The sequence below is a fragment of the Pseudomonas sp. EL_65y_Pfl2_R96 genome, from assembly GCF_963970905.1.
In the GTDB taxonomy this organism is placed as follows: domain Bacteria; phylum Pseudomonadota; class Gammaproteobacteria; order Pseudomonadales; family Pseudomonadaceae; genus Aquipseudomonas.
This window is the reverse complement of sequence record NZ_CAXAQH010000001.1, coordinates 482,102-501,870: the sequence shown is the minus strand read 5'-3', so window position 1 is coordinate 501,870 and position 19,769 is coordinate 482,102. Positions and strand designations below refer to the sequence as shown.

At 60.7% G+C, this 19,769-nt stretch carries 19 protein-coding genes; 8 read left to right on the top strand and 11 right to left on the bottom strand.

Annotation, left to right across the window (positions count from 1 at the left end; genetic code table 11):
* Positions 1 to 61: 61 nt before the first annotated feature.
* The 5 genes from dinG (at position 62) to pdxH (ending at position 7,913) form a co-directional block, all read left to right on the top strand.
* On the top strand, positions 62 to 2,206 hold the full coding sequence (dinG, locus tag AACY49_RS02295) for an ATP-dependent DNA helicase DinG (RefSeq protein WP_258697266.1): 2,145 nt from the start codon (positions 62 to 64) through the stop codon (positions 2,204 to 2,206).
* Between the two features lie 96 nt (positions 2,207 to 2,302).
* Positions 2,303 to 4,723, top strand: a complete 2,421-nt coding sequence (locus AACY49_RS02290; RefSeq protein WP_339521511.1) for a beta-agarase — start codon at positions 2,303 to 2,305, stop codon at positions 4,721 to 4,723.
* Positions 4,724 to 4,971: 248 nt separating this feature from the next.
* A complete protein-coding gene (locus AACY49_RS02285) occupies positions 4,972 to 6,117 on the top strand; it encodes a serine hydrolase domain-containing protein (protein ID WP_339521510.1) in 1,146 nt (381 codons plus the stop codon).
* 113 nt (positions 6,118 to 6,230) lie between these two features.
* Entirely contained in the window at positions 6,231 to 7,241 is a 1,011-nt protein-coding gene (locus AACY49_RS02280) for an OmpA family protein (RefSeq protein ID WP_258697263.1), read from the top strand.
* Between the two features lie 24 nt (positions 7,242 to 7,265).
* Positions 7,266 to 7,913: a pyridoxamine 5'-phosphate oxidase gene (gene pdxH, locus AACY49_RS02275; protein WP_258697262.1), complete on the top strand. Its 648-nt coding sequence runs from the start codon at positions 7,266 to 7,268 to the stop codon at positions 7,911 to 7,913.
* Between the two features lie 5 nt (positions 7,914 to 7,918).
* Here pdxH and AACY49_RS02270 read toward each other — a convergent pair whose 3' ends face one another.
* A complete protein-coding gene (locus tag AACY49_RS02270; protein WP_258697261.1) occupies positions 7,919 to 8,155 on the bottom strand; it encodes a hypothetical protein in 237 nt (78 codons plus the stop codon).
* A gap of 168 nt (positions 8,156 to 8,323) precedes the next feature.
* On the opposite strand from AACY49_RS02270, the gene AACY49_RS02265 reads away from it, so the two are divergent.
* Positions 8,324 to 8,788, top strand: a complete 465-nt coding sequence (locus tag AACY49_RS02265) for an outer membrane lipoprotein (protein ID WP_258697260.1) — start codon at positions 8,324 to 8,326, stop codon at positions 8,786 to 8,788.
* Between the two features lie 69 nt (positions 8,789 to 8,857).
* On the opposite strand, the gene AACY49_RS02260 is transcribed toward AACY49_RS02265, so the two are convergent.
* From AACY49_RS02260 to nhaA, 4 genes are all read right to left on the bottom strand, one after another.
* Complete coding sequence (locus AACY49_RS02260) at positions 8,858 to 9,088, bottom strand: DUF7683 domain-containing protein (protein WP_258697259.1); 231 nt, start codon at positions 9,086 to 9,088, stop codon at positions 8,858 to 8,860.
* 56 nt (positions 9,089 to 9,144) lie between these two features.
* Entirely contained in the window at positions 9,145 to 9,438 is a 294-nt protein-coding gene (locus tag AACY49_RS02255; protein WP_408980540.1) for a colicin E3-like toxin immunity protein, read from the bottom strand.
* Positions 9,407 to 10,633: a colicin E3/pyocin S6 family cytotoxin gene (locus AACY49_RS02250; protein WP_339521509.1), complete on the bottom strand. Its 1,227-nt coding sequence runs from the start codon at positions 10,631 to 10,633 to the stop codon at positions 9,407 to 9,409. Before AACY49_RS02250 ends, AACY49_RS02255 begins: the two co-directional genes overlap by 32 nt.
* A gap of 121 nt (positions 10,634 to 10,754) precedes the next feature.
* Positions 10,755 to 11,942: a Na+/H+ antiporter NhaA gene (gene nhaA, locus AACY49_RS02245; RefSeq protein WP_339521508.1), complete on the bottom strand. Its 1,188-nt coding sequence runs from the start codon at positions 11,940 to 11,942 to the stop codon at positions 10,755 to 10,757.
* 248 nt (positions 11,943 to 12,190) lie between these two features.
* On the opposite strand from nhaA, the gene AACY49_RS02240 reads away from it, so the two are divergent.
* Positions 12,191 to 13,288, top strand: coding sequence for a PLP-dependent cysteine synthase family protein (locus AACY49_RS02240; RefSeq protein ID WP_258700784.1), 1,098 nt, complete (start codon positions 12,191 to 12,193; stop codon positions 13,286 to 13,288).
* A 143-nt stretch (positions 13,289 to 13,431) separates the two neighbouring features.
* Here the strand turns inward: AACY49_RS02240 and AACY49_RS02235 are convergent, their stop codons facing one another.
* The 3 genes from AACY49_RS02235 to AACY49_RS02225 form a co-directional block, all read right to left on the bottom strand.
* Positions 13,432 to 15,045: an NAD(P)/FAD-dependent oxidoreductase gene (locus AACY49_RS02235; protein WP_258697257.1), complete on the bottom strand. Its 1,614-nt coding sequence runs from the start codon at positions 15,043 to 15,045 to the stop codon at positions 13,432 to 13,434.
* A 95-nt stretch (positions 15,046 to 15,140) separates the two neighbouring features.
* The gene (locus AACY49_RS02230) at positions 15,141 to 15,806 is read right to left on the bottom strand and encodes a COG3650 family protein (protein ID WP_258697256.1); all 666 of its coding nucleotides are present in this window, start codon (positions 15,804 to 15,806) and stop codon (positions 15,141 to 15,143) included.
* Positions 15,807 to 15,987: 181 nt separating this feature from the next.
* Positions 15,988 to 16,587, bottom strand: coding sequence for a short chain dehydrogenase (locus tag AACY49_RS02225; RefSeq protein ID WP_258697255.1), 600 nt, complete (start codon positions 16,585 to 16,587; stop codon positions 15,988 to 15,990).
* A 105-nt stretch (positions 16,588 to 16,692) separates the two neighbouring features.
* On the opposite strand from AACY49_RS02225, the gene AACY49_RS02220 reads away from it, so the two are divergent.
* On the top strand, positions 16,693 to 17,607 hold the full coding sequence (locus tag AACY49_RS02220) for a LysR family transcriptional regulator (RefSeq protein ID WP_258697254.1): 915 nt from the start codon (positions 16,693 to 16,695) through the stop codon (positions 17,605 to 17,607).
* Positions 17,608 to 17,671: 64 nt separating this feature from the next.
* On the opposite strand, the gene AACY49_RS02215 is transcribed toward AACY49_RS02220, so the two are convergent.
* The 3 genes from AACY49_RS02215 to bufB are packed head-to-tail and all read right to left on the bottom strand — an operon-like array spanning position 17,672 to position 19,763.
* The gene (locus AACY49_RS02215) at positions 17,672 to 18,157 is read right to left on the bottom strand and encodes a DoxX family protein (RefSeq protein ID WP_339521507.1); all 486 of its coding nucleotides are present in this window, start codon (positions 18,155 to 18,157) and stop codon (positions 17,672 to 17,674) included.
* Complete coding sequence (locus AACY49_RS02210) at positions 18,154 to 18,912, bottom strand: HvfC/BufC N-terminal domain-containing protein (protein WP_339521506.1); 759 nt, start codon at positions 18,910 to 18,912, stop codon at positions 18,154 to 18,156. The genes AACY49_RS02215 and AACY49_RS02210 overlap by 4 nt, the downstream gene beginning before the upstream one ends.
* Complete coding sequence (bufB, locus tag AACY49_RS02205; protein WP_339521505.1) at positions 18,909 to 19,763, bottom strand: MNIO family bufferin maturase; 855 nt, start codon at positions 19,761 to 19,763, stop codon at positions 18,909 to 18,911. The genes AACY49_RS02210 and bufB overlap by 4 nt, the downstream gene beginning before the upstream one ends.
* Positions 19,764 to 19,769: the final 6 nt, after the last annotated feature.

The window sequence follows — 19,769 nt, the reverse complement described above, 5'->3', positions numbered from 1 at the left end:
ATGATAGCGGCCGATCCGAACCACTGAAAATTTATCCAGCGTTTTTTGCGCCCGACAATCCATGATCAGCACCGAACTCAAAACCACGATCCAGGGCGCCTACTCGCGTTTTCTCGAAGCCAAGAGCCTCAAGCCGCGCTACGGCCAACGCCTGATGATCGCCGAAATCGCCAAGGTCCTCGGTGACATCGACACCGACGACGAAGGCCGGCGCAGTGGCGACCCCGCGATTGTCGCGGTGGAAGCCGGCACCGGTACCGGCAAAACCGTGGCTTACAGCCTGGCGGCCATCCCCGCCGCCAAGGCCGCCGGCAAGCGTCTGGTGATTGCCACGGCCACCGTGGCCCTGCAAGAGCAGATCGTCTACAAGGACTTGCCCGACCTGATGCGTAACAGCGGGCTGAATTTCAGCTTCGCGCTGGCCAAGGGCCGGGGGCGCTACCTGTGCCTGTCCAAGCTCGACATGTTGCTCCAGGAAGGTCACGCGCAAACCGCCACCGCGCAGCTGTTCGAAGAAGAAGGCTTCAAGATCGAGGTCGATGAGGCCAGTCAGAAGCTGTTCACCAGCATGATCGAAAAGCTCGCCGGCAATAAGTGGGACGGCGACCGTGACAGTTGGTCGACTGCGCTGGAAGACGCCGACTGGGCGCGCCTGACCACCGATCATAGCCAGTGCACCAACCGTCATTGCCCGAATTTCGGCCAGTGCGCCTTTTACAAGGCGCGCGAAGGCATGGGCAAGGTCGACGTGATCGTCACCAACCACGACATGGTGCTGGCCGACCTGGCCCTGGGCGGCGGCGCGGTACTGCCGGACCCGCGCGACACGATCTACGTGTTCGACGAAGGCCATCACCTGCCGGACAAGGCCATCGGCCACTTCGCCCATTACACACGCCTGCGCTCCACCGCCGACTGGCTGGAAACCACCGCCAAGAACCTCACCAAATTGCTCGCCCAGCATCCATTGCCGGGAGATCTGGGCAAGTTGATCGAGCAGGTGCCGGAGCTGGCGCGGGAGATCAAGACCCAGCAGCAGTTCATGTTCAGCGCCTGTGAGCAGGTCGCTGACTTCAAACCCGGCGAAGATGTCGAAGGCCGTGAGCGGCCGCGTCACCGTTTCGTCGGCGGGGTGATTCCCGAGCACATGCGCGAAATGGGCATCGAGCTGAAGAAGGGCTTTGCCCGGCTGACCGACCTGTTCACCCGGCTCACCGAACTGCTCAAGGAAGGCATGGACGGCGAGGTCAACATCGGTATCGCCAGCAACCAGGCCGAAGAGTGGTATCCGTTGTTCGGCAGCCTGCTGTCCCGTTCTTCGGGCAACTGGGAGTTGTGGACCGCCTTCACCGTCGAAGACCCGGAAGACAACCCGCCCATGGCCCGTTGGCTGACCCTGGCCGAAAGCGGTTCGTTGTTCGACATCGAGGTCAACGCCAGCCCGATCCTCGCGGCGGAAATGCTCCGGCGCAACCTGTGGAACGTGGCTTACGGGGCGCTGGTGACCTCGGCGACCCTGACCGCCCTCGGCACCTTCGACCGTTTCCGCATGCGCGCCGGCCTGCCTAAAACCGCCGTGACCGCAGTGGTCCCGAGCCCGTTCCATCATGCCGACGCCGGCGTGCTGCGGGTGCCGGACCTCAAAGCCGACCCGCGTGATGCGCCGGCTCACACCGCAGCGATCATTCGTGACTTGCCGGAACTGGTCGAGGGTTCCCGTGGCACCCTGGTGCTGTTCTCCTCGCGCAAACAGATGCAAGACGTATTCGACGGGCTGGACCGCGACTGGCGCAAGCAAGTGTTCATTCAAGGCAACCTGTCGAAACAGGAAACCCTGAACAAGCACAAGGCGCGGGTCGATGGCGGGGACTCCAGCGTGCTGTTCGGCCTGGCGAGTTTTGCCGAAGGCGTGGATTTGCCCGGTGCCTACTGCGAGCACGTGGTGATCGCCAAGATTCCGTTCTCGGTGCCCGACGATCCGGTCGAAGCCGCGCTGGCTGAGTGGATCGAAGCCCGTGGCGGCAATCCGTTCATGGAAATCTCGGTGCCGGACGCGTCGCTGAAACTGGTCCAGGCCTGCGGTCGCCTGCTGCGGACCGAAGAAGATCGCGGCACCATCACCTTGCTCGACCGTCGTTTGGTCACGCAGCGCTACGGCAAAGCTATTCTCAATGCGTTGCCGCCATTTCGTCGTGAAATTTCCTGATGCGCCGGTGGGCAAATAGGCCCACCGCGTTGTCTACCTCACTGCCACTGCTTTTCCATTGGCCCATTGATGGTCGTTAGGGAGAACCACGTTCCTATGATTCGCCGTTCGTTGCCCACTGTTTTTGCCTTGATGTTCGCAACCCCTTTGCTGGCGGCCCCTGCCGACCAGCAGACGCTGTTCAATTTTGTGCGCCCCGCCGACGTGGTTCAGGTGGCGACCCAGGACGCCAGCCTGCCGCAATCCAACGCGGAGCAAACAGCTGAAGGTGAAGTGCTGCGCCGCGTGACCTTCAACCCGGTCGCCCAGCCGACCGTGCGCCTGACGCCGCAGACCGGTGCGTGGGACTGGTCGCAGTCGGGCGTCATGAGCCTGCGGATCCAGAGCGCGATGAGCTGGGCCGTGACCCTGTACGTGAACATCCAGAGCAATGACGGCAAAACCCTGGTCAGCCGTGTCGATCTGCCGGCCGGCCCTGCACAAACCCTGCTGGTGCCTTTGGTCGCCAGTTCGCCGCTGAGCCAGGGCATGAAAGCCGGCCCGCCGATGCCGATGAACTTCGAGGGCCAACGTGTGTTGCTGGCCAGCAGCGCCGGTGAGCTGGATCGCAGCCAGGTGGTGTCGGTGACCTTGTCGATGGACCAGCCGAAAGTCGCCCAAAGCATTTTGCTTGAGCGCTTCGGCGTGCAGGACGGCGAGGCCGTGACCAAAGCCGCTTATGGCGGTCTGGTGGACGCCTATGGGCAATCGACCCGGGCCAAATGGCCGGAGAAGATCGGCAGCGACGAGCAACTGAAATCCGCAGCCGCCAAAGAACAGCAACAACTGAAAACCTGGCTGGCCGAGCGCGAGAAGGCGTCCCTGGACAAGTTCGGCGGCTTGAACAAAGGCCCGGTGTTCAAGGCCAGCGGTTTTTTTCGCACCGAAAAGCGTGACGGCCGCTGGTACCTGGTGACTCCGGAAGGTCATCCGTTCTATTCCCTCGGCGTTAATACCGTGACCCCGAGCGTCAACCAGACCTACGTCGCCGGTCGTGAGTGGATGTTCGAATCCCTGCCCAAACCCGACGAACCCCTGGCCAGCCATTATGGCGAAGGCGATAACCGTGGCGGCAACGGTGCCGATCAGGGCCGAGCCTACAACGCCGGTCGCTGGTATGATTTCTATGGCGCTAACCTGCAGCGTCTTTATGGCGAGCCTTGCGCACCGGGCAGCGACACCAAGGCCGGTGTGGCTGAAGCCGCCAAGGCCGGCGCCGTTGAAGCGTCGGTCGAAAAAGCGGCCGAGCCAACCGCCGCCGAACCCTGCAAAGTGGTTATCGACGAAAAACGCTGGGCCAGTCACACCCTCGATCGCCTGCAAGCCTGGGGCTTCAACACCCTCGGCAACTGGAGCGCGCCTGTTCTGGGCAATGCCGACCGTGTGCCGTACACCTTGCCGCTGTCGATTGTCGGCGATTACGCCAGCATCAGCACTGGCACCGATTGGTGGGGCGGCATGCCCGACCCGTTCGACCCGCGTTTCGCCATGGCCACCGAGCGCGCCGTGGCCATCGCCGCCCGCGATCATCGCGACGATCCATGGCTGATCGGTTACTTCGCCGACAACGAACTGGCCTGGGCCGGTCCCGGTGACGACCCGAAGGCTCGTTATGCCTTGGCCTACGGCACCTTGAAGATGACCACCGACGTGCCGGCCAAACGCGCCTTCCTCAAACAGCTGCGAGACAAGTACCGTAACCAGGCGGGTCTGTCGAAAGCCTGGGGCATTGATCTGCCGGCCTGGGAATTGATGGAGGACCCGGGCTTCGTGCCGCCGCAACCGAGCGCCGAATACCCGGAAATCGAAGCCGACTTCAAATACTTCCAGAAGGTCTTTGCCGACACTTACTTCAAGACCATTTCCGACTCGCTCAAATGGCATGCGCCGAATCAACTGTTGCTGGGCGGCCGCTTTGCAATCAGCACCCCGGAAGCGGTTGAGTCCTGCGCGCAATACTGCGATGTGTTGAGCTTCAACATGTACACCCTGCAACCCCAGGACGGTTACGACTTTGCCAGACTGCGCAGCCTGGACAAACCGGTGCTGATCACCGAATTCAACTTCGGATCAAAGGATCGCGGCCCGTTCTGGAGCGGCGTGACGCAACTGGCGAAGGAAGAAGACCGCGGCCCGGCTTACGCCAACTTCCTCAAGCAGGCGATGAGCGAGCCGTCAATTGTCGGGGTGCACTGGTTCCAGTACCTCGATCAACCGGTGACCGGCCGTCTGCTGGATGGCGAGAACGGGCACTTCGGTCTGGTGGGCATTACTGATCTGCCGTTCCAGGGGTTCGTCGACAGCGTGCGCAAAAGCAATGTGCAGATCGTCGATCAACTTGGCAAAGAGGCCGAGAAGGCCAGGGCCGAGGCGGATAAAGCCAGTCACGACGCCGAGGGCGGCAGGAAAGGCGAGGCAGGCAAAGGCCCGGGGAAAGGGGCAGGGCATGCAGGTGGGCATTCGGGCAACGGCCATTGATTGCTGAGTTCTGACACACTGCGTCATCGTTCTTCGCGAGCAAGCCCGCTCCCACACTGGATCGCGTCCGTCTGGATACCTCGGTCAAATGTGGGAGCGGGCTTGTTCGCGAAGGCGTCATCAGCATCGCCGCTTCTCAAAGCGGAATACAGGGCTACCTACCACCCAGCCCACGACTGTTCCCAAAACCCTCAAGGGCTGGAACAATGCGGGCCACTTTGTAGAGCGTTTATCCGGGAGAGTTGCGGGTGCAGATTCAGGGTCATTACGAGCTTAAGTTCGAAGCGGTGCGCGAAGCGTTCGCCGCGCTGTTCGACGATCCTCAGGAACGCGGCGCGGCGTTGTGCATCCGGATCGGCGGTGAAACCGTTCTCGACCTCTGGGGCGGTACCGCCGACAAGGACGGCCTTGAGGCCTGGCACAGCGACACCATTGCCAACCTGTTTTCCTGCACCAAAACCTTCACCGCCGTGACGGCGCTGCAATTGGTGGCCGAAGGCAAGCTGCAACTGGATACCCCGATCGCCCGCTACTGGCCCGAGTTTGCCGCCGCCGGCAAAGAGTCCGTGACCCTGCGCCAGTTACTCTGCCATCAGGCCGGTCTGCCGGCACTGCGCGAGTTGCTGCCCGCCGAAGCACTTTACGACTGGCAGACCATGGCCGATGTCCTGGCCGCCGAAGCGCCATGGTGGACGCCGGGTCAAGGTCACGGTTATGCGGCGATTACCTATGGCTGGCTGGTCGGTGAATTGCTGCGACGCGCCGACGGTCGTGGGCCGGGCGAATCCATCGTGGCGCGGGTCGCCAAGCCTTTGGGGCTGGATTTCCACGTCGGCCTTGCCGACAAAGAGTTTCATCGTGTGGCGCACATCGCCCGTAGCAAAGGCAACCTCGGTGATGCCGCGGCCCAGCGCTTGCTGCAAGTGACCATGCGCGAACCGACGGCCATGACCACCCGGGCCTTCACCAACCCGCCGTCAATCCTGACGAGCACCAACAAGCCGGAATGGCGGCGCATGCAGCAGCCGGCCGCCAATGGCCACGGCAATGCCCGCAGCCTGGCCGGGTTCTACGCCGGTCTGCTCGATGGCAGTCTGCTGGAAAGCGAAATGCTTGACGAGTTGACCCGCGAACACAGCATTGGCGAGGACAAGACGTTACTGACCCGGACCCGATTCGGCCTGGGTTGCATGCTCGATCAACCGGACGTCCCCAACGCCACCTACGGCCTCGGCCCACGGGCGTTCGGTCACCCGGGTGCCGGCGGCTCCATCGGTTTTGCTGACCCAGAACACGATGTGGCCTTCGGCTTTGTGACAAATACCCTGGGGCCGTACGTTTTGATGGATCCACGAGCTCAAAAGCTTGTGCGAGTACTGGCCACTTGTCTGTAAATCACGCTCAAGGGGGCCAGGGCCGGAACCCGAAAGCCTGTGTGGTTTCAAAGCGTCTGTTTATCCGGGGCAACCCGGTCTGATTCTTCATTACTTCATTTTGTGGATATCCCATGTCGTCCAATAAAACCCTCGCCCTGGCCCTGTGCTTCGCTATCACCGGTTGTGCACAAACCCCACAAAATGACGCCGCAGGCGGCAGCAGTTGGTGGCCGTTCGGTTCTTCCGACAAGGTTGCGACTAAAGAACCTACCCCGGCCCCGGCACCCCTGAAACCTGCTGCCACAGCACCTGTCACCAAGGCTGAAGCCGATGCCGGTGGCAAGTGGTGGTGGCCGTTCGGCGGCAAGGAGCAGAGCACCGCCAAAGCAGCCGTGCCGATGCCCGATCCGAAAGTCACCCAGGCCTGGCTCGACGACTACGAACCGCGTCTGCGCGAGGCCATCAAGGACAGCAACCTGAAACTCGAGCGCCGTGAAAATGTGCTGGTCGTCACGGCCCCGGTAGAAGGTTCGTTCAACCCTGATCGTCCGGCCATGCTGCTGCCGGTGACCCTCGGCCCGTTCACCCGTGTCGCGAAAATCCTCGAAGCCGATCCAAAGACTGTCGTGCTGGTACTCGGCCACAGTGATACCTCGGGTGCCGCACCGGCCAACGTGAAACTGAGCCAGGAGCGCGCCCAAGCAGTGGCGGCGATCTTCCGTCTCAGCGGCCTGCAACGTGATCGCCTGATGCTGCGCGGCATGGGCGGTGAGGCCCCACGTGCCGCCAACGACAGTGCTGAAGGTCGTGCCTTGAACCGTCGCGTCGAGCTGTTGGTGACGCCGGCAGACACCATGGTCGCGTTGCTGAACAAGTACAACATGCCGGCACCGGCGCCGGTGACCAAAGTTGTCGCGCAAGACGTCAAGCCAGTGGCCAAGCCTGTTACCCCTGCGCCAGCCACCAAAAAAGCAGCCACCAAAAAAGCAGCCGCGAAAAAAGCACCGGCCAAGAAAGCGGCCGCCAAGGCTCCAGCCAAAAAAGCACCGGCTAAAACCGCGACCCCAGCGAAAAAGACGGCGCCGGCCAAAGCCGCTGCCGATTCGAAGAGCACTACCGCCGCCGATGCTACAAAGCAGTGATTCGTTAACCAAAAGGAATGCGCCATGACCAAGGCCTTGGCTGATATGCGTCGCGATTACACCCGTGATGGCCTGACCGAGGCGCAAGCCCCGGCCGAGCCGTTCACGCTGTTCCATCAGTGGTTCGCCGACGCGGTGAAAACCGAGCAGCTGCCGGTGGAGGCGAATGCCATGACGCTGGCCACCGTCGATCAGGACGGCCGGCCGCATTGCCGCATTCTGCTGCTCAAGGGCCTGGATGAGCAGGGCTTCACCTTTTTCACCAACTATGAAAGCGACAAGGGGCAGCAACTGGCAACCAATCCATTTGCGGCCATGACGTTCTTCTGGCCGGCCCTGGAGCGCCAGGTGCGCATCGAAGGGCGGGTGGTGAAGGTCACGCCTGAAGATTCCGACGCCTACTATCAGGTTCGTCCTCTGGGCAGCCGTCTTGGTGCCTGGGCGTCGCCCCAGAGCCGGGTGATCGCCGATCGTGGCGAACTGGAAGCGTTGCTCAAGAACACCGAGCAACGTTTCAGCGACACCCAGCCTCACTGTCCCGAGCACTGGGGCGGTTATCGCTTGCTACCCGAGCGCATCGAATTCTGGCAGGGCCGTCCGAGCCGTCTGCACGATCGCCTCAACTACCGCTTGCAGGGCGCCGACTGGGTTCGTGAACGCCTGGCTCCCTAAACGGTCTACCGATCGGGATACCCTGCCGCAGCGGCCTCAAGCCACTGGGGCAGGTCTCGACGCTTGATCTTCTGCGCTTGAGCGTTCGCCAGTTGCTGGAGCATGAAGGCTCTTTTCTGTTCGTCTTTACCCGCCAGTGACAAGGCCAGGTCGCGGTCCATCCAGCGTTTGATCCGCACGTACAGCCACCAATGGAAGTACAAACCGGCGACGGTCGTGACGACAATGATGAAGTAATCCATGGAAATCCTTGGGTCAGCGGCGCAGATTTTGTAATTTGACGCTACTGTGTGGTGAGTTCGAAAAGTGCCTGTACCGGGCCTGAATGAAACCAATTTTATCCGGGCGATACCGTGACAGGCGTCAAGCTGCGGAGTTTAATGGACACCTGTCCTATGGAGTTTGATGCTATGCGTAAGTCTGTTCTGCTGGTTGCTTCCTTTTCCACGATGGCGATGTTGCTCACTGGCTGCCAATCGAGCCTGACCGGTGACTCCTACTCCCGTGACGAAGCGCGTCGCGTGCAGACGATTCGCATGGGCACCATCGAAGCCCTGCGTCCGGTGAAAATCGAAGGTACCAAAACCCCAATCGGCGGCCTCGCGGGTGCAGCCGTGGGTGGTGTAGGCGGTAGCGCCATCGGTGGCGGTCGCGGCAGCATCGTCGCAGCGGTCATCGGCGCGGTTGCCGGCGGCCTGGTGGGTTCGGCGGCCGAAGAAGGCCTGACCCGTACGCAAGGTGTTGAAATCACCGTGCGCGAAGACGATGGCAGCATGCGCGCCTATGTGCAGGAAGTTCAGCCAAACGAAGTGTTCCGCGTGGGTGAGCGGGTGCGGATCTCCACTGTGGGTGGGACCAGCCGCGTTACGCACTAAGCGGGGACGAAGGGTAAAAGAAAACCCCGATCAGGTGACTGGTCGGGTTTTTTTTTGTGTCTGCTGCCTTCACGCATTGCACGTGAGTTGGAAGTAATGGTCTGGGTCGTGAATGGGCTTTCCTATCAGCCCTTCGATCGCTGAAAGTTGCAACTGGGACAGGTTGTAGCCTTCCCAGCCTTGCTGGTCTGAAGTCCAGCCCATGATGACTTTCAGTTGGTCATCCGATCCGTCGGGTAAATCTTCCTCGAACGCGAGGAATTCGGTTTCGATATCGAACGCTTCTACGCGATAAATCAAAACTCGGTGTCTCCTGAGGACATCCAGTTAAAGGTAGGCTAAGTGCCTCGACTGGATCACCAGCTCTCGCGGTAATCGAAAGATAGTTGGTAATCGTGGGTGCCTAGGTCTATTAGGTGGCGAAAGTGGGGTTGAATAATATCGATCCAATGGCTGCCAACATCAAAACCCCCATTGTTAATATTGTTTTCGACGGGGATGCCGAGAGCATCAAGTATTGACTCATCGTCGCCTAAATCTTTAGAGGACTCTTCGCCCTTACAAATTTCGGTTTGCTTGTCATACCATTCCAACCGTAGCTTCAGTCCCATCTTTGTCTCACAAGTATTTTTTCTTGATGTTTCGTTCATTTTTAGCATCATCGCGTCGCTCACCCGTTACGGCGTCAAATGCTCCCAAATGACTCCCATTACTTGCGCGATATACCTCCAGTTCACCATGCATCGAGTCCCATTCGTAGATCGTTTTGCCCTTTGCATCAGTCCAACGCTCTCTAAGTCCTCCACCACCTACGACGGGGTTCTTTTTCTTGGCTTTTTTTAGACCAGGAAATGCACTGATATCCTCAGTTTTTGGCGCTGGATGATACCTGTGACCAGCTGTTGGCAAGCCTTTACGAGGCGCGCTGACCACAACATATAGCGGCGACACCCCGGAACCAACCGGAAACACCAGAATGAAATCCTTGTACTCAGGCGGATACACCGGATTCACGATGATGCTGTCAGCCGCCTTCGTCGGCGGATAAACCCAGATATGCGGCGCTTGCGGTGCGGCTTCCAAAGCGGGGATGCCAAGGATATTTGAACCGTCCTCCGCCGGTGTCCAGATCAGCTCGACACCATCTCCAAGCTCAGCCACTTGCTGACTGCCACGCAAGGTGAATTGCACGACATCGACCATTTCCCAGTCACGGTTTTTGCCGGTGTAGAACCCGTATCCCTTGAGACTGCCGTCAGCCTGTTGCTCGACCCGCAGGCGAACGCGGGTGCGGGCCTGTTTAAGGGCACGCAGTTGATCTTCGGTGTAGAGCGAGCTGTCGCCAAGGCTCGACGGTATGACCAGGGCCACCAAGCCTGCCAAGGTGGCCGCAGCGGTGCTGGCGGCGGCTGCGGGCAGTGCGGCGAACGCTGAGCCGGTCAAAGCAAAGCTGCCGAAACCTGCCGGAATCGCGGTGCCACTGATTTTCTTGAGCGGCACGACACCGGTTTCATCGGCCTCGCGGGCACCGAGCAGAACCAGTTCGCCATAGTCTTTCAGGCTGTCGGTCGGAACAACACCGGAGGGATTCGTGTAGTCGATGATTGCATCGGGCAACTTGCAGGACTTGGCGAACACGCATCCCGCGCGGACAACATCGTCCTTTTTCGCGACAACTTGAAGGCTGTCTTCGAAGGCCTGCTGCCTGGCGAGCATGACCTCGTAGGCTTTTTGCCTGGCATCGCGCTCGGCCAGTTCGGTGGCCGTCATGTAACGGTGGGTGACGTGATGCCCGTCGCCGGACGGTGGGTTTTGAACCCGGGGAATATCCTTGTTGCCAGCCACTGATTGTCCTTTCGCTCGTCCATCGGCAACCCCGGAAAGAGGGGCTGCACGACGTTAACGAACGTGGCTAATCGTGGCTGTAGGACGAATCCTCAATGCCGCTAAGAGTGTTCTCTATCGTTCAGGATGGCAGTGCGGTGTTCTTGCGACTCGCCGCCGCTGTCACCGCATAACCGATCAATGCCGCCAGTATCGAACCGGTCAAAATCCCCATGCGGTCCATCCCGGCGTATTCACTGGTGCCGGGCACGAAGGCCAGGGAACCGACGAACAGGCTCATGGTGAAACCGATGCCGCAGAGGATTGCTACGCCCAGCACCTGGCCCCAGTTGGCGCCTTGGGGCAGGGCGGCAATGCCGATTTTTACCGCCAGCCAGGTCAGGCCGAACACGCCGACGGTCTTGCCCAGCAGCAGGCCGACAGCAATCCCCATCGGCACATGGTGGGTGAAGCTTTCGACGGTCACGCCGCTCAGGGACAGGCCGGCGTTGGCGAAGGCGAACAGCGGCAGGATGCCGTAGGCCACCCACGGATGCAGGGCATGTTCCAGGGTCAGCAGCGGCGAAGGTTCGGCGTTTTTCGTGCGCAGTGGAATGCAGAAGGCCAGGGTCACACCGGCCAGCGTGGCGTGCACGCCACTCTTGAGCACGCAGACCCAGAGAATCAGCCCGATGATCATGTACGGCCCGAGCTTCACCACGCCGAGTCGATTCATCCCGATCAAGGCCGCGATGCAGGCCGCAGCCAGCGCCAGGGACAAGGTCGACAGCGCGCCGGAATAGAAAATCGCGATGATGATGATCGCGCCCAGGTCGTCGATGATCGCCAGGGTCATCAGGAACAGTTTCAGCGACACCGGCACCCGTTTGCCCAGCAGGGCCAGTACGCCTAGGGCGAAGGCAATGTCGGTGGCCGTCGGGATGGCCCAGCCACTCAGGGCGGACGGATTGTCGCGGTTGAGGAACCAGTAGATCAGCGCCGGCACCACCATGCCGCCAATTGCCGCCGCGCCGGGCAGGACGATCTGCGACGGTTTCGACAGTTGGCCGTCGAGGACTTCGCGCTTCACTTCCAGGCCGATCAACAGGAAGAACAGTGCCATCAGACCGTCGTTGATCCACAACAGCAGCGGCTTGGCGATCTTCAGCGCGCCGATCTGCGCCACCACGGGGGTGTCCAGCAGGCCGCCATAGAGCCACGACAGCGATGAATTGTTGATGATCAGTGCGAGGACAGCGGCAGCGATCAATAACAGACCGCTGGCAGCTTCCAACTGAAAGAAACGCGTGAATGTGCTACGCAGAGGCAAGGTCGCTCTCCATCGATGAGTTCAAAAGGTGACACACCCTAACCCGTACTGTTAGTTGTTAAAACAAAAGTTATATTCTTTTTTGTTATATGCCGTTACGACGTGGGCAGTCAGCAAAGGCCAGAGCCTAGCAGTTGCCGGACGTATTGGACCTCAGCTGTATCTGTGCATGATGTAGGTTCTTTCCTAAGCTTGTGGGCTGAGCCTTGCGACAAGGCCGACTCTTTGCCCGATCCAGCGAGAAAACCATCATGAGCGACAACCGACAGTGGGCCCGCGAAGCCATCCGGATCATAGAAGCCGACTTCCAGCGCAGCGCCGACACCCACCTGATCCCCTTGCCGCTGCCGGGGTTGCCGGGCATCGAGTTGTACTTCAAGGATGAGTCGAGCCATCCCACCGGCAGCCTGAAACATCGGCTGGCGCGCTCGTTGTTCCTTTATGCGCTGTGTAACGGTTGGCTCAAACCCGGTGCGCCGGTGATCGAGGCTTCCAGCGGTTCGACGGCGATTTCCGAGGCGTACTTCGCCCGCTTGCTGGGTTTGCCATTCATTGCGGTGATGCCCGCGAGCACGTCCAAGGAAAAGATCGCGCAGATTGCTTTCTACGGTGGCAAGAGCCATCTGGTGGATGATCCGACGCAGATCTACGCCGAGTCCGAACGCTTGGCTCGCGAACACGATGGGCACTTCATCGACCAGTTTACTTACGCCGAACGCGCCACCGACTGGCGGGCGAACAACAACATCGCCGAATCGATCTTCCAGCAGATGCGCTTCGAGCAGCACCCGGAGCCGAGTTGGCTGATTTCCAGCCCCGGCACCGGCGGCACCACCGCGACGCTGGGCCGCTACGTGCGCTATCGCCAGCATTGCACCCGCGTACTGTGCGCCGATGCCGAGCGTTCGGTGTTCTTCGATTACTACAAGACCGGCGACGCCAGCCTGCGCCTGGATCACGGTTCGCGGATCGAAGGCATTGGCCGGCCACGGGTGGAAGCGTCGTTCCTGCCCAAAGTGATCGATGCGATGGTCAAAGTGCCGGACGCGTTGTCGTTGGCGGCCATGCACTATCTGGCACAACGTTTGGGGCGACGGGTTGGCGGATCGAGCGGGACCAACCTGATCGGCGCCTTGATGGCGGCCCGGCAGATGGCGGCGGCGGGGGAATCGGGGTCGATCGTGGCGATTCTGTGCGACGGCGGCGAGCGCTATGCCACCACCTATTACGATCAGGCCTGGCTCAAGGCCCAGGGGTATGAGTTGAGTGGTTTGATGGATGCCGTGGCGGCGAGTGTCGAGCGTGGCGAGCCACTGCCGGCCAGCGTGTTGCGCGCCAATATCTGAGAAGTTTCAGACACTGAAGAACCTTGTGGGAGCCGGGCTTGCCCGCGATGGCGGATTCAAATTCAACAGAGATGTTGACTGATCCACCGCTATCGCGGGCAAGCCCGCTCCCACAGGTAATGTGTTGTTTCGGTATTTGTGTATCAGGCCTCGAGACCAAGAATGTCTCGGGCCACCGCTTCGGCAATTCGAATCCCGTCGACGCCCGCCGACAGAATCCCGCCCGCATAACCCGCACCTTCACCGGCTGGGAACAGGCCCTTCACGTTCAGGCTCTGCATCGACTCGTTACGGGTAATCCGCAACGGCGACGACGTGCGCGTCTCGATCCCGGTCAGCACCGCGTCGTGCAGCGAGTAGCCACGAATCTGCTTCTCGAACGCCGGCAAGGCTTCGCGAATCGCTTCGATGGCGAACGCCGGCAAAGCCAGGGCCAAGTCACCCAAGGCAACGCCCGGTTTGTAGGACGGCTCGACGCTGCCCAACTCGGTCGACGGCTTGCCGGCAATGAAGTCGCCGACCAGCTGCGCCGGTGCTTCGTAATTGCTGCCACCCAGCACAAAGGCGTGGGATTCCAGGCGTTCCTGCAACTCGATGCCAGCCAGCGGGCCGCCCGGATAATCGACTTCCGGGGTAATCCCGACGACGATCCCGGAGTTGGCGTTGCGCTCGTTACGCGAATACTGGCTCATGCCGTTGGTGACCACGCGGTTCGGCTCGGAGGTCGCCGCCACCACGGTGCCACCCGGGCACATGCAGAAACTGTAGACCGAACGGCCGTTCTTGGCGTGGTGCACCAGTTTGTAGTCGGCAGCGCCGAGTTTCGGGTGGCCGGCGTATTTGCCCAGGCGCGCGCGGTCGATCAGCGACTGCGGGTGCTCGATGCGAAAGCCCACCGAAAACGGCTTGGCTTCCATGTATACGCCACGGCCGTGAAGCATGCGGAAGGTGTCCCGGGCGCTGTGGCCGAGGGCCAGAATCACATGTTTCGAATGGATCTGCTCGCCGCCATCAAGCTCGACGCCGACCAGTTGGCCGTCTTCGATCAATACGTCAGTGACGCGCTGCTGGAAACGCACTTCGCCGCCCAGGGCACGAATTTGCTCACGCATGTTTTCCACCACACCGGTCAGACGAAACGTCCCGATGTGCGGCTTGCTGACGTAGAGGATTTCTTCCGGCGCGCCGGCCTTGACGAACTCGTGCAAGACTTTGCGACCGAGGAATTTCGGGTCTTTGATCTGGCTGTAGAGCTTGCCGTCGGAGAACGTACCCGCGCCGCCTTCACCGAATTGCACGTTGGATTCGGGGTTGAGCACGCTTTTGCGCCACAGGCCCCAGGTGTCCTTGGTGCGCTGACGCACTTCGGTGCCTCGTTCGAGGATGATCGGCTTGAAGCCCATCTGCGCCAGCAGCAGGCCGGCGAAGATCCCGCAGGGGCCGAACCCGACCACGATCGGGCGCTGGCTCAGGTCGGCCGGCGCCTGGCCGACCACTTTGTAGCTGACATCCGGCGCCACGTTGACGTTACGGTCATCGGCGAATGTGTGCAGCACCGCCGCCTCATCGCGAACGTTGAGGTCGATGGTGTAGATGAAGCACAGTTCGGAGGACTTTTTACGCGCATCGTAGCTGCGCTTGAACAAGGTGAAATCGAGCAGGTCATCACTGGCGATGCCCAAGCGCTGCACGATGGCAGGGCGCAGGTCTTCTTCGGGATGGTCGATCGGCAGCTTGAGTTCAGTGATTCGTAACATGACGGGATCCGGTTCGCGGGGCGCACAACTGCGCCAAGGCGTTTGAAGCCCGCGATTATAAGCCTCAAAGGATGATTCCAGTGAGGCTAAAACGATCAGTCGTCGCGCGATCCGCCGAAATACCCACAGCCGCGTTGCACCTGGCCATCGATGCGCAGCTCGGCGCTCATGTGCTGCACGCTGCCGGTGCTGCTGTCGACGCAACGTTGCGGCGCGACCCAGAGCTCGATGCGCTGATTATTGGCTTCGGTACTGAGGTTGAAGCGGCCATCGCCCAGTTGCTCTTCAACGTACGGCAGGGCCAAGGGCGGCTGACCGGCGCGGTCGATGACCATGCCCTTGCCGCTGACTTTGACGTTCCACTCAGGGCCATGGCCGGCGGCACGCAGGATCAGCCGCTTGAAATTGGGATCGTCGCACGCCGTGCCCGAGCGCTCGACGCGGTACAGCTGCGCCAGATCGAGCCGACTATCGGCACCACTGGCAACGATCCGACCGCGCACGTCGGCGAACAACTTGCCCTGATCATCGGCCAGGGTCGCGGCCTCTTGCAGGACGCTGGTGCCGCCGGTGTCGTTGACCACATAACTACGCTGTTCATTGCACGGCTGGAACAGCAACTTGCCGTCGGCCGCCGTCAACTGGCCCTGCATGCGAGTCTGGCCCACATGTGAAGCGCTTTCGCGCGGGCCGTCCAGCAACTGGCACGCGGCGAACAGCGGAAGCAGGGCAACAAGCACTAAGGAACGGGCAACACGCATCTTTGAGTCTCCTGACAAGTGCCGCCACGTTACTCAGCCTGACCGTTCATCACAACCCTGCAATGTCCTCGCTTTCCCAAAATCAAGAGCAAAAGATCGTAGCCTGCGGCAGTTCCTGCGGGGTGTACGCGGTGCCTTTTGTAGGAGCTGGCGAAGCCTGCGATCTTTTGATTCTGGCGGTTTAGCCGACGCGGTAGGTCTGGCCAGTCTGCAAGCCTTCCACGCTTTTGGCGTAGGCCAGTGCCACTTCGGCGGCGGGAACCGGTTTGAAACCACGGAAGTACGGGGCATAGCTGCCCATGGCTTCGACCAGCACGTTCGGGCTGACCGAGTTGATGCGCAAACCGCGCGGCAGTTCGATCGCCGCTGCACGGACGAAACTGTCCAGGGCGCCATTGACCAGGGACGCCGAGCTGCCAGTACGGATCGGATCGTGGCTGAGGATGCCGGTGGTGAAGGTGAATGACGCACCGTCATTGGCGAACTCCCGGCCGATCAGCAACAGGTTGACCTGGCCCATCAGCTTGTCCCGCAAGCCGAGCTCGAAGTCTTGCGCGGTCATGGTGGCCAGTGGCACGAAGTTGACACTGCCGGCGGCGCAGATCAGCGCGTCGAAATTGCCGGTCTGTTCGAACAGTTTGCGGATCGAGGCGCTGTCGCTGATGTCGACCTGAAAATCACCGCTCTTGCGGCCGATGCGGATGATTTTGTGGCGCTGGGACAGTTCATGGTCAATGGCCGAACCGACGGTGCCGGAGGCGCCAATCAAGAGAATTTTCATCGTGCTGTACCTGTATGGGTTGGATTTAAATTTAAGTTTAGTGTGGTTTTTTTTATTGATAAGCGTGCTAATAGGCAACCTTTGGTTTTCAAATGGAAACAATCCATGAGCGAAATGGACGACCTGGCGGCGTTCGCGATATTGATCGAGGCGGGCAGTTTCACCTTGGCGGCGCAGCAACTGGGTTGCAGCAAAGGGCAACTCTCCAAGCGCATCAGCCTGCTGGAAACGCGGTTTTGCGTGGTGTTGCTGCAACGCACCACGCGCCGCTTGAGCCTGACGGCGGCGGGCGCGGCGCTGTTGCCGCAAGCCCAGGCGCTGGTGATTCAAGTCGAGCGAGCGCGTCAGGCGTTGGCGCGGCTGAAGGACGACATGGCCGGCCCGGTGCGGATGACAGTTCCGGTTTCACTGGGGGAAACCTTCTTTGACGGCGCATTGCTGGAGTTTTCCCGGCAGTACCCCGAGGTGCAGATCGAGCTGGAGCTCAACAACCACTACCGCGACCTGTCCCGTGACGGATTCGATCTGGCGATCCGCTCGGAAGTGGCCAACGACGATCGCCTGGTCGCCCGCCCGCTGCTGGCCTGGCACGAGATGACTTGCGCCAGCCCGGCGTATCTTGAGCGATGCGGTGAACCGCTGACGCCTCAGGCGCTGGCCGAACACCGGTGCCTGCTCAACAGCCATTACAGCGGTCGCGAAGAATGGCTCTATCACCAACAGCACGAGTTACTGCGGGTGCGAGTGTCGGGACCGTTCGCCAGCAACCACTACAACCTCTTGAAGAAGGCCGCGCTGGCGGATGCGGGCATTGCGCGTTTGCCGTCGTACTTGCTGCAAGAGGAATTGGCTGACGGGCGTTTGAGATGGCTCCTGCGCGATTATCAGACTCGCAGCATGCCGATGTATCTGGTGCACCCGTATCAGGGCGGATTGCCGAAGCGCACCCAAGTGCTGGCGGATTATTTGATTGGTTGGTTCAAGCGCAGTGGCGAGGCGTTGGATCGGCTTCAACGATAACGGGAACTGGTGCAATTGGATCGGCAGCTCCTACAGGGGATCCCTATCCGTCAATGGTTGGCCGTTAGCGGGCGTAACGCTTGGCAATCAGATGATCAATCGACAACTTGCCCGGCCCGGTCGCCATCAAGTACAGCAGCACCGCCGCCCAAGTACCGTGAGTCGGATAGGCATCGGGGTACACGAACAGCTGAATAGTCAGCGTCATACCCAGCAGTGCCAGCGCCGAAAAACGTGTGGCAAAGCCGATCAGAATCAGCACCGGAAAGAAATGCTCGGCGAAGGCCGCCAGGTGCGCCGCCAGTTCCGGGGAGAGCAGTGGCAGGTGATATTCGCTCTGAAACAACGGAATAGTCGAGCCCGCCAGCCGTGGTACGCCGACTTCAAAGGTGCCGTCGATCAAGTCGATGGCCAGGCCTTCCACTTTGGTCTGCCCGGACTTCCAGAACACCGCGGCAATGGAAAAGCGCGCGATAAACGCGATCAGGCTGTGGGGGATTTTTTCCAGCAGCGCGATGGTACGGGCGATGGGGTTCTGGCGACTGTTCATGGCGATACCTTGTGGTGTAAATGGGTGATGACGTGGTGGCTGATCAGCAGCGCCAGGGTTTGGCTGAGGTCGAAGGCGGGCGCAGCCTCTAATGCTTGGGTCAGGGATTGGCCGTTTTGCAGGTTCTGAATGAATGTGCTGGCGCCGTGGTCGATGGCGAACACCTCAACCTCCAGCCCATTGCGCAATACCAGCGCGTTTTGCCCGTGGTCGAGGTCGATTCCGGTCAGCGTCGCGTCCTGTTGATGGGCCGCCCAGATCGCAACCACCGCGAAGGCTGAAGTCAGTAGATTCAGGGAGGGATGAAGGCCGACCGTCAGCTCGCTCAGCGCTTGCGGGGCCGACAACGCGGCGGTGATCTGTTCATGGCTCAGGGGTTGGGCGTCGGCGGCGTGATAGGCCTGAACGCGCAACCGTTCCAGCCGCGCCACGTCGGCCAGATAAGGCACGCTGGCTACCGGTTCAAAGCGGTCGATGAACTCGGCGAAGTCCTTGCCGTAGTCGTTGATGAGAGGGCCTTGAGGCGGGTAACACTGCACATACAACCCCGCCATCGCCCGGAAAAAATCATCACCGACTAACTGCCAAACCACTGGGTAGCTATCCGCCAATGCGTTGATCAGTGAGCTCTGCACATTGTTGCGATACACCGCGAAACGGCTGGCGGGATCGGCGCCGTTGGCACTGAACAAACCCTCGGGGCAGGGCCGTTGCGGATCGAGCAGGGCGGCGGCAAACGCGGCTTGAGTGCTCATGATCGGCTCCCCGCGCAATGCAGCAACGCATCAGCCTGACGGGCTTCGGCATGCAGCACGCTGAAGGCCGGTAACTGATTGTCGCGCTCGATCAACGTGGCGATCGGGCCAACTCGTTCCAGCACCCGCCGATACAGTGCCCACACCGCGTTATCGATGGGCGCACCGTGATCGTCGATCAGCAGACGGTCGCCAAGGCTGTCGGTGTCTTCGGCAAACCCGGCCAGATGAATCTCACTCACTGCGTGCAGCGGCAGTGCGTCGATGTAGGCCAGGGGATTTCTTTGATGATTGATGCAGGAGACGTAGACGTTGTTGACGTCCAGCAGCAGGCCACAGCCGGTGCGGCGAACGACTTCACCGATAAAGTCGGCCTCGTCCAGGGTCGAGCGCTGGAACGCCAGATACGTCGCCGGGTTCTCCAACAGCATCGGACGTTTGAGGGTGCTCTGCACCTGATCGATGTGCTCGCAGACGCGGTTCAGCGTCGGCGCATCGTAGGCCAGTGGTAGTAGGTCGTTGAGAAACACCGGGCCATGGCTGGACCAGGCCAGGTGTTCGGAAAAGGACTGGGGTTGATAGCGCTCGATCAGCGCGGCAAGCCTTTGCAGGTGCCAAGCATCCAGCGGACCTTCGGCACCGATGGACAGGCCAACACCGTGCAGCGACAGCGGATACTGCTCGCGGATCAACCCCAGAAAATGATGAAACGGGCCGCCGGCCACCATGTAGTTTTCGGCGTGGACTTCGAAGAAACCGATGTCCGGTTGTGCACCGAGCACTTCACGAAAGTGCTCGGTTTTGAGCCCCAGCCCGGAGCGGGGCGGGAGCCCGGAGAATGAATTGTTCATGGTCGA

What these genes read in the sequence shown, in the direction of transcription:
- pdxH (WP_258697262.1), top strand. Translation starts at nt 7,266, where the DNA reads ATGACCAAGGCCTTGGCTGATATGCGTCGCGATTACACCCGTGATGGC.
- AACY49_RS02225 (WP_258697255.1), bottom strand. Translation starts at nt 16,587, where the DNA reads ATGAAAATTCTCTTGATTGGCGCCTCCGGCACCGTCGGTTCGGCCATT.
- AACY49_RS02235 (WP_258697257.1), bottom strand. Translation starts at nt 15,045, where the DNA reads ATGTTACGAATCACTGAACTCAAGCTGCCGATCGACCATCCCGAAGAA.
- AACY49_RS02255 (WP_408980540.1), bottom strand. Translation starts at nt 9,438, where the DNA reads ATGAACGAAACATCAAGAAAAAATACTTGTGAGACAAAGATGGGACTG.
- AACY49_RS02280 (WP_258697263.1), top strand. Translation starts at nt 6,231, where the DNA reads ATGTCGTCCAATAAAACCCTCGCCCTGGCCCTGTGCTTCGCTATCACC.
- AACY49_RS02210 (WP_339521506.1), bottom strand. Translation starts at nt 18,912, where the DNA reads ATGAGCACTCAAGCCGCGTTTGCCGCCGCCCTGCTCGATCCGCAACGG.
- AACY49_RS02230 (WP_258697256.1), bottom strand. Translation starts at nt 15,806, where the DNA reads ATGCGTGTTGCCCGTTCCTTAGTGCTTGTTGCCCTGCTTCCGCTGTTC.
- dinG (WP_258697266.1), top strand. Translation starts at nt 62, where the DNA reads ATGATCAGCACCGAACTCAAAACCACGATCCAGGGCGCCTACTCGCGT.
- bufB (WP_339521505.1), bottom strand. Translation starts at nt 19,763, where the DNA reads ATGAACAATTCATTCTCCGGGCTCCCGCCCCGCTCCGGGCTGGGGCTC.
- AACY49_RS02270 (WP_258697261.1), bottom strand. Translation starts at nt 8,155, where the DNA reads ATGGATTACTTCATCATTGTCGTCACGACCGTCGCCGGTTTGTACTTC.
- AACY49_RS02290 (WP_339521511.1), top strand. Translation starts at nt 2,303, where the DNA reads ATGATTCGCCGTTCGTTGCCCACTGTTTTTGCCTTGATGTTCGCAACC.
- AACY49_RS02220 (WP_258697254.1), top strand. Translation starts at nt 16,693, where the DNA reads ATGAGCGAAATGGACGACCTGGCGGCGTTCGCGATATTGATCGAGGCG.
- AACY49_RS02215 (WP_339521507.1), bottom strand. Translation starts at nt 18,157, where the DNA reads ATGAACAGTCGCCAGAACCCCATCGCCCGTACCATCGCGCTGCTGGAA.
- AACY49_RS02265 (WP_258697260.1), top strand. Translation starts at nt 8,324, where the DNA reads ATGCGTAAGTCTGTTCTGCTGGTTGCTTCCTTTTCCACGATGGCGATG.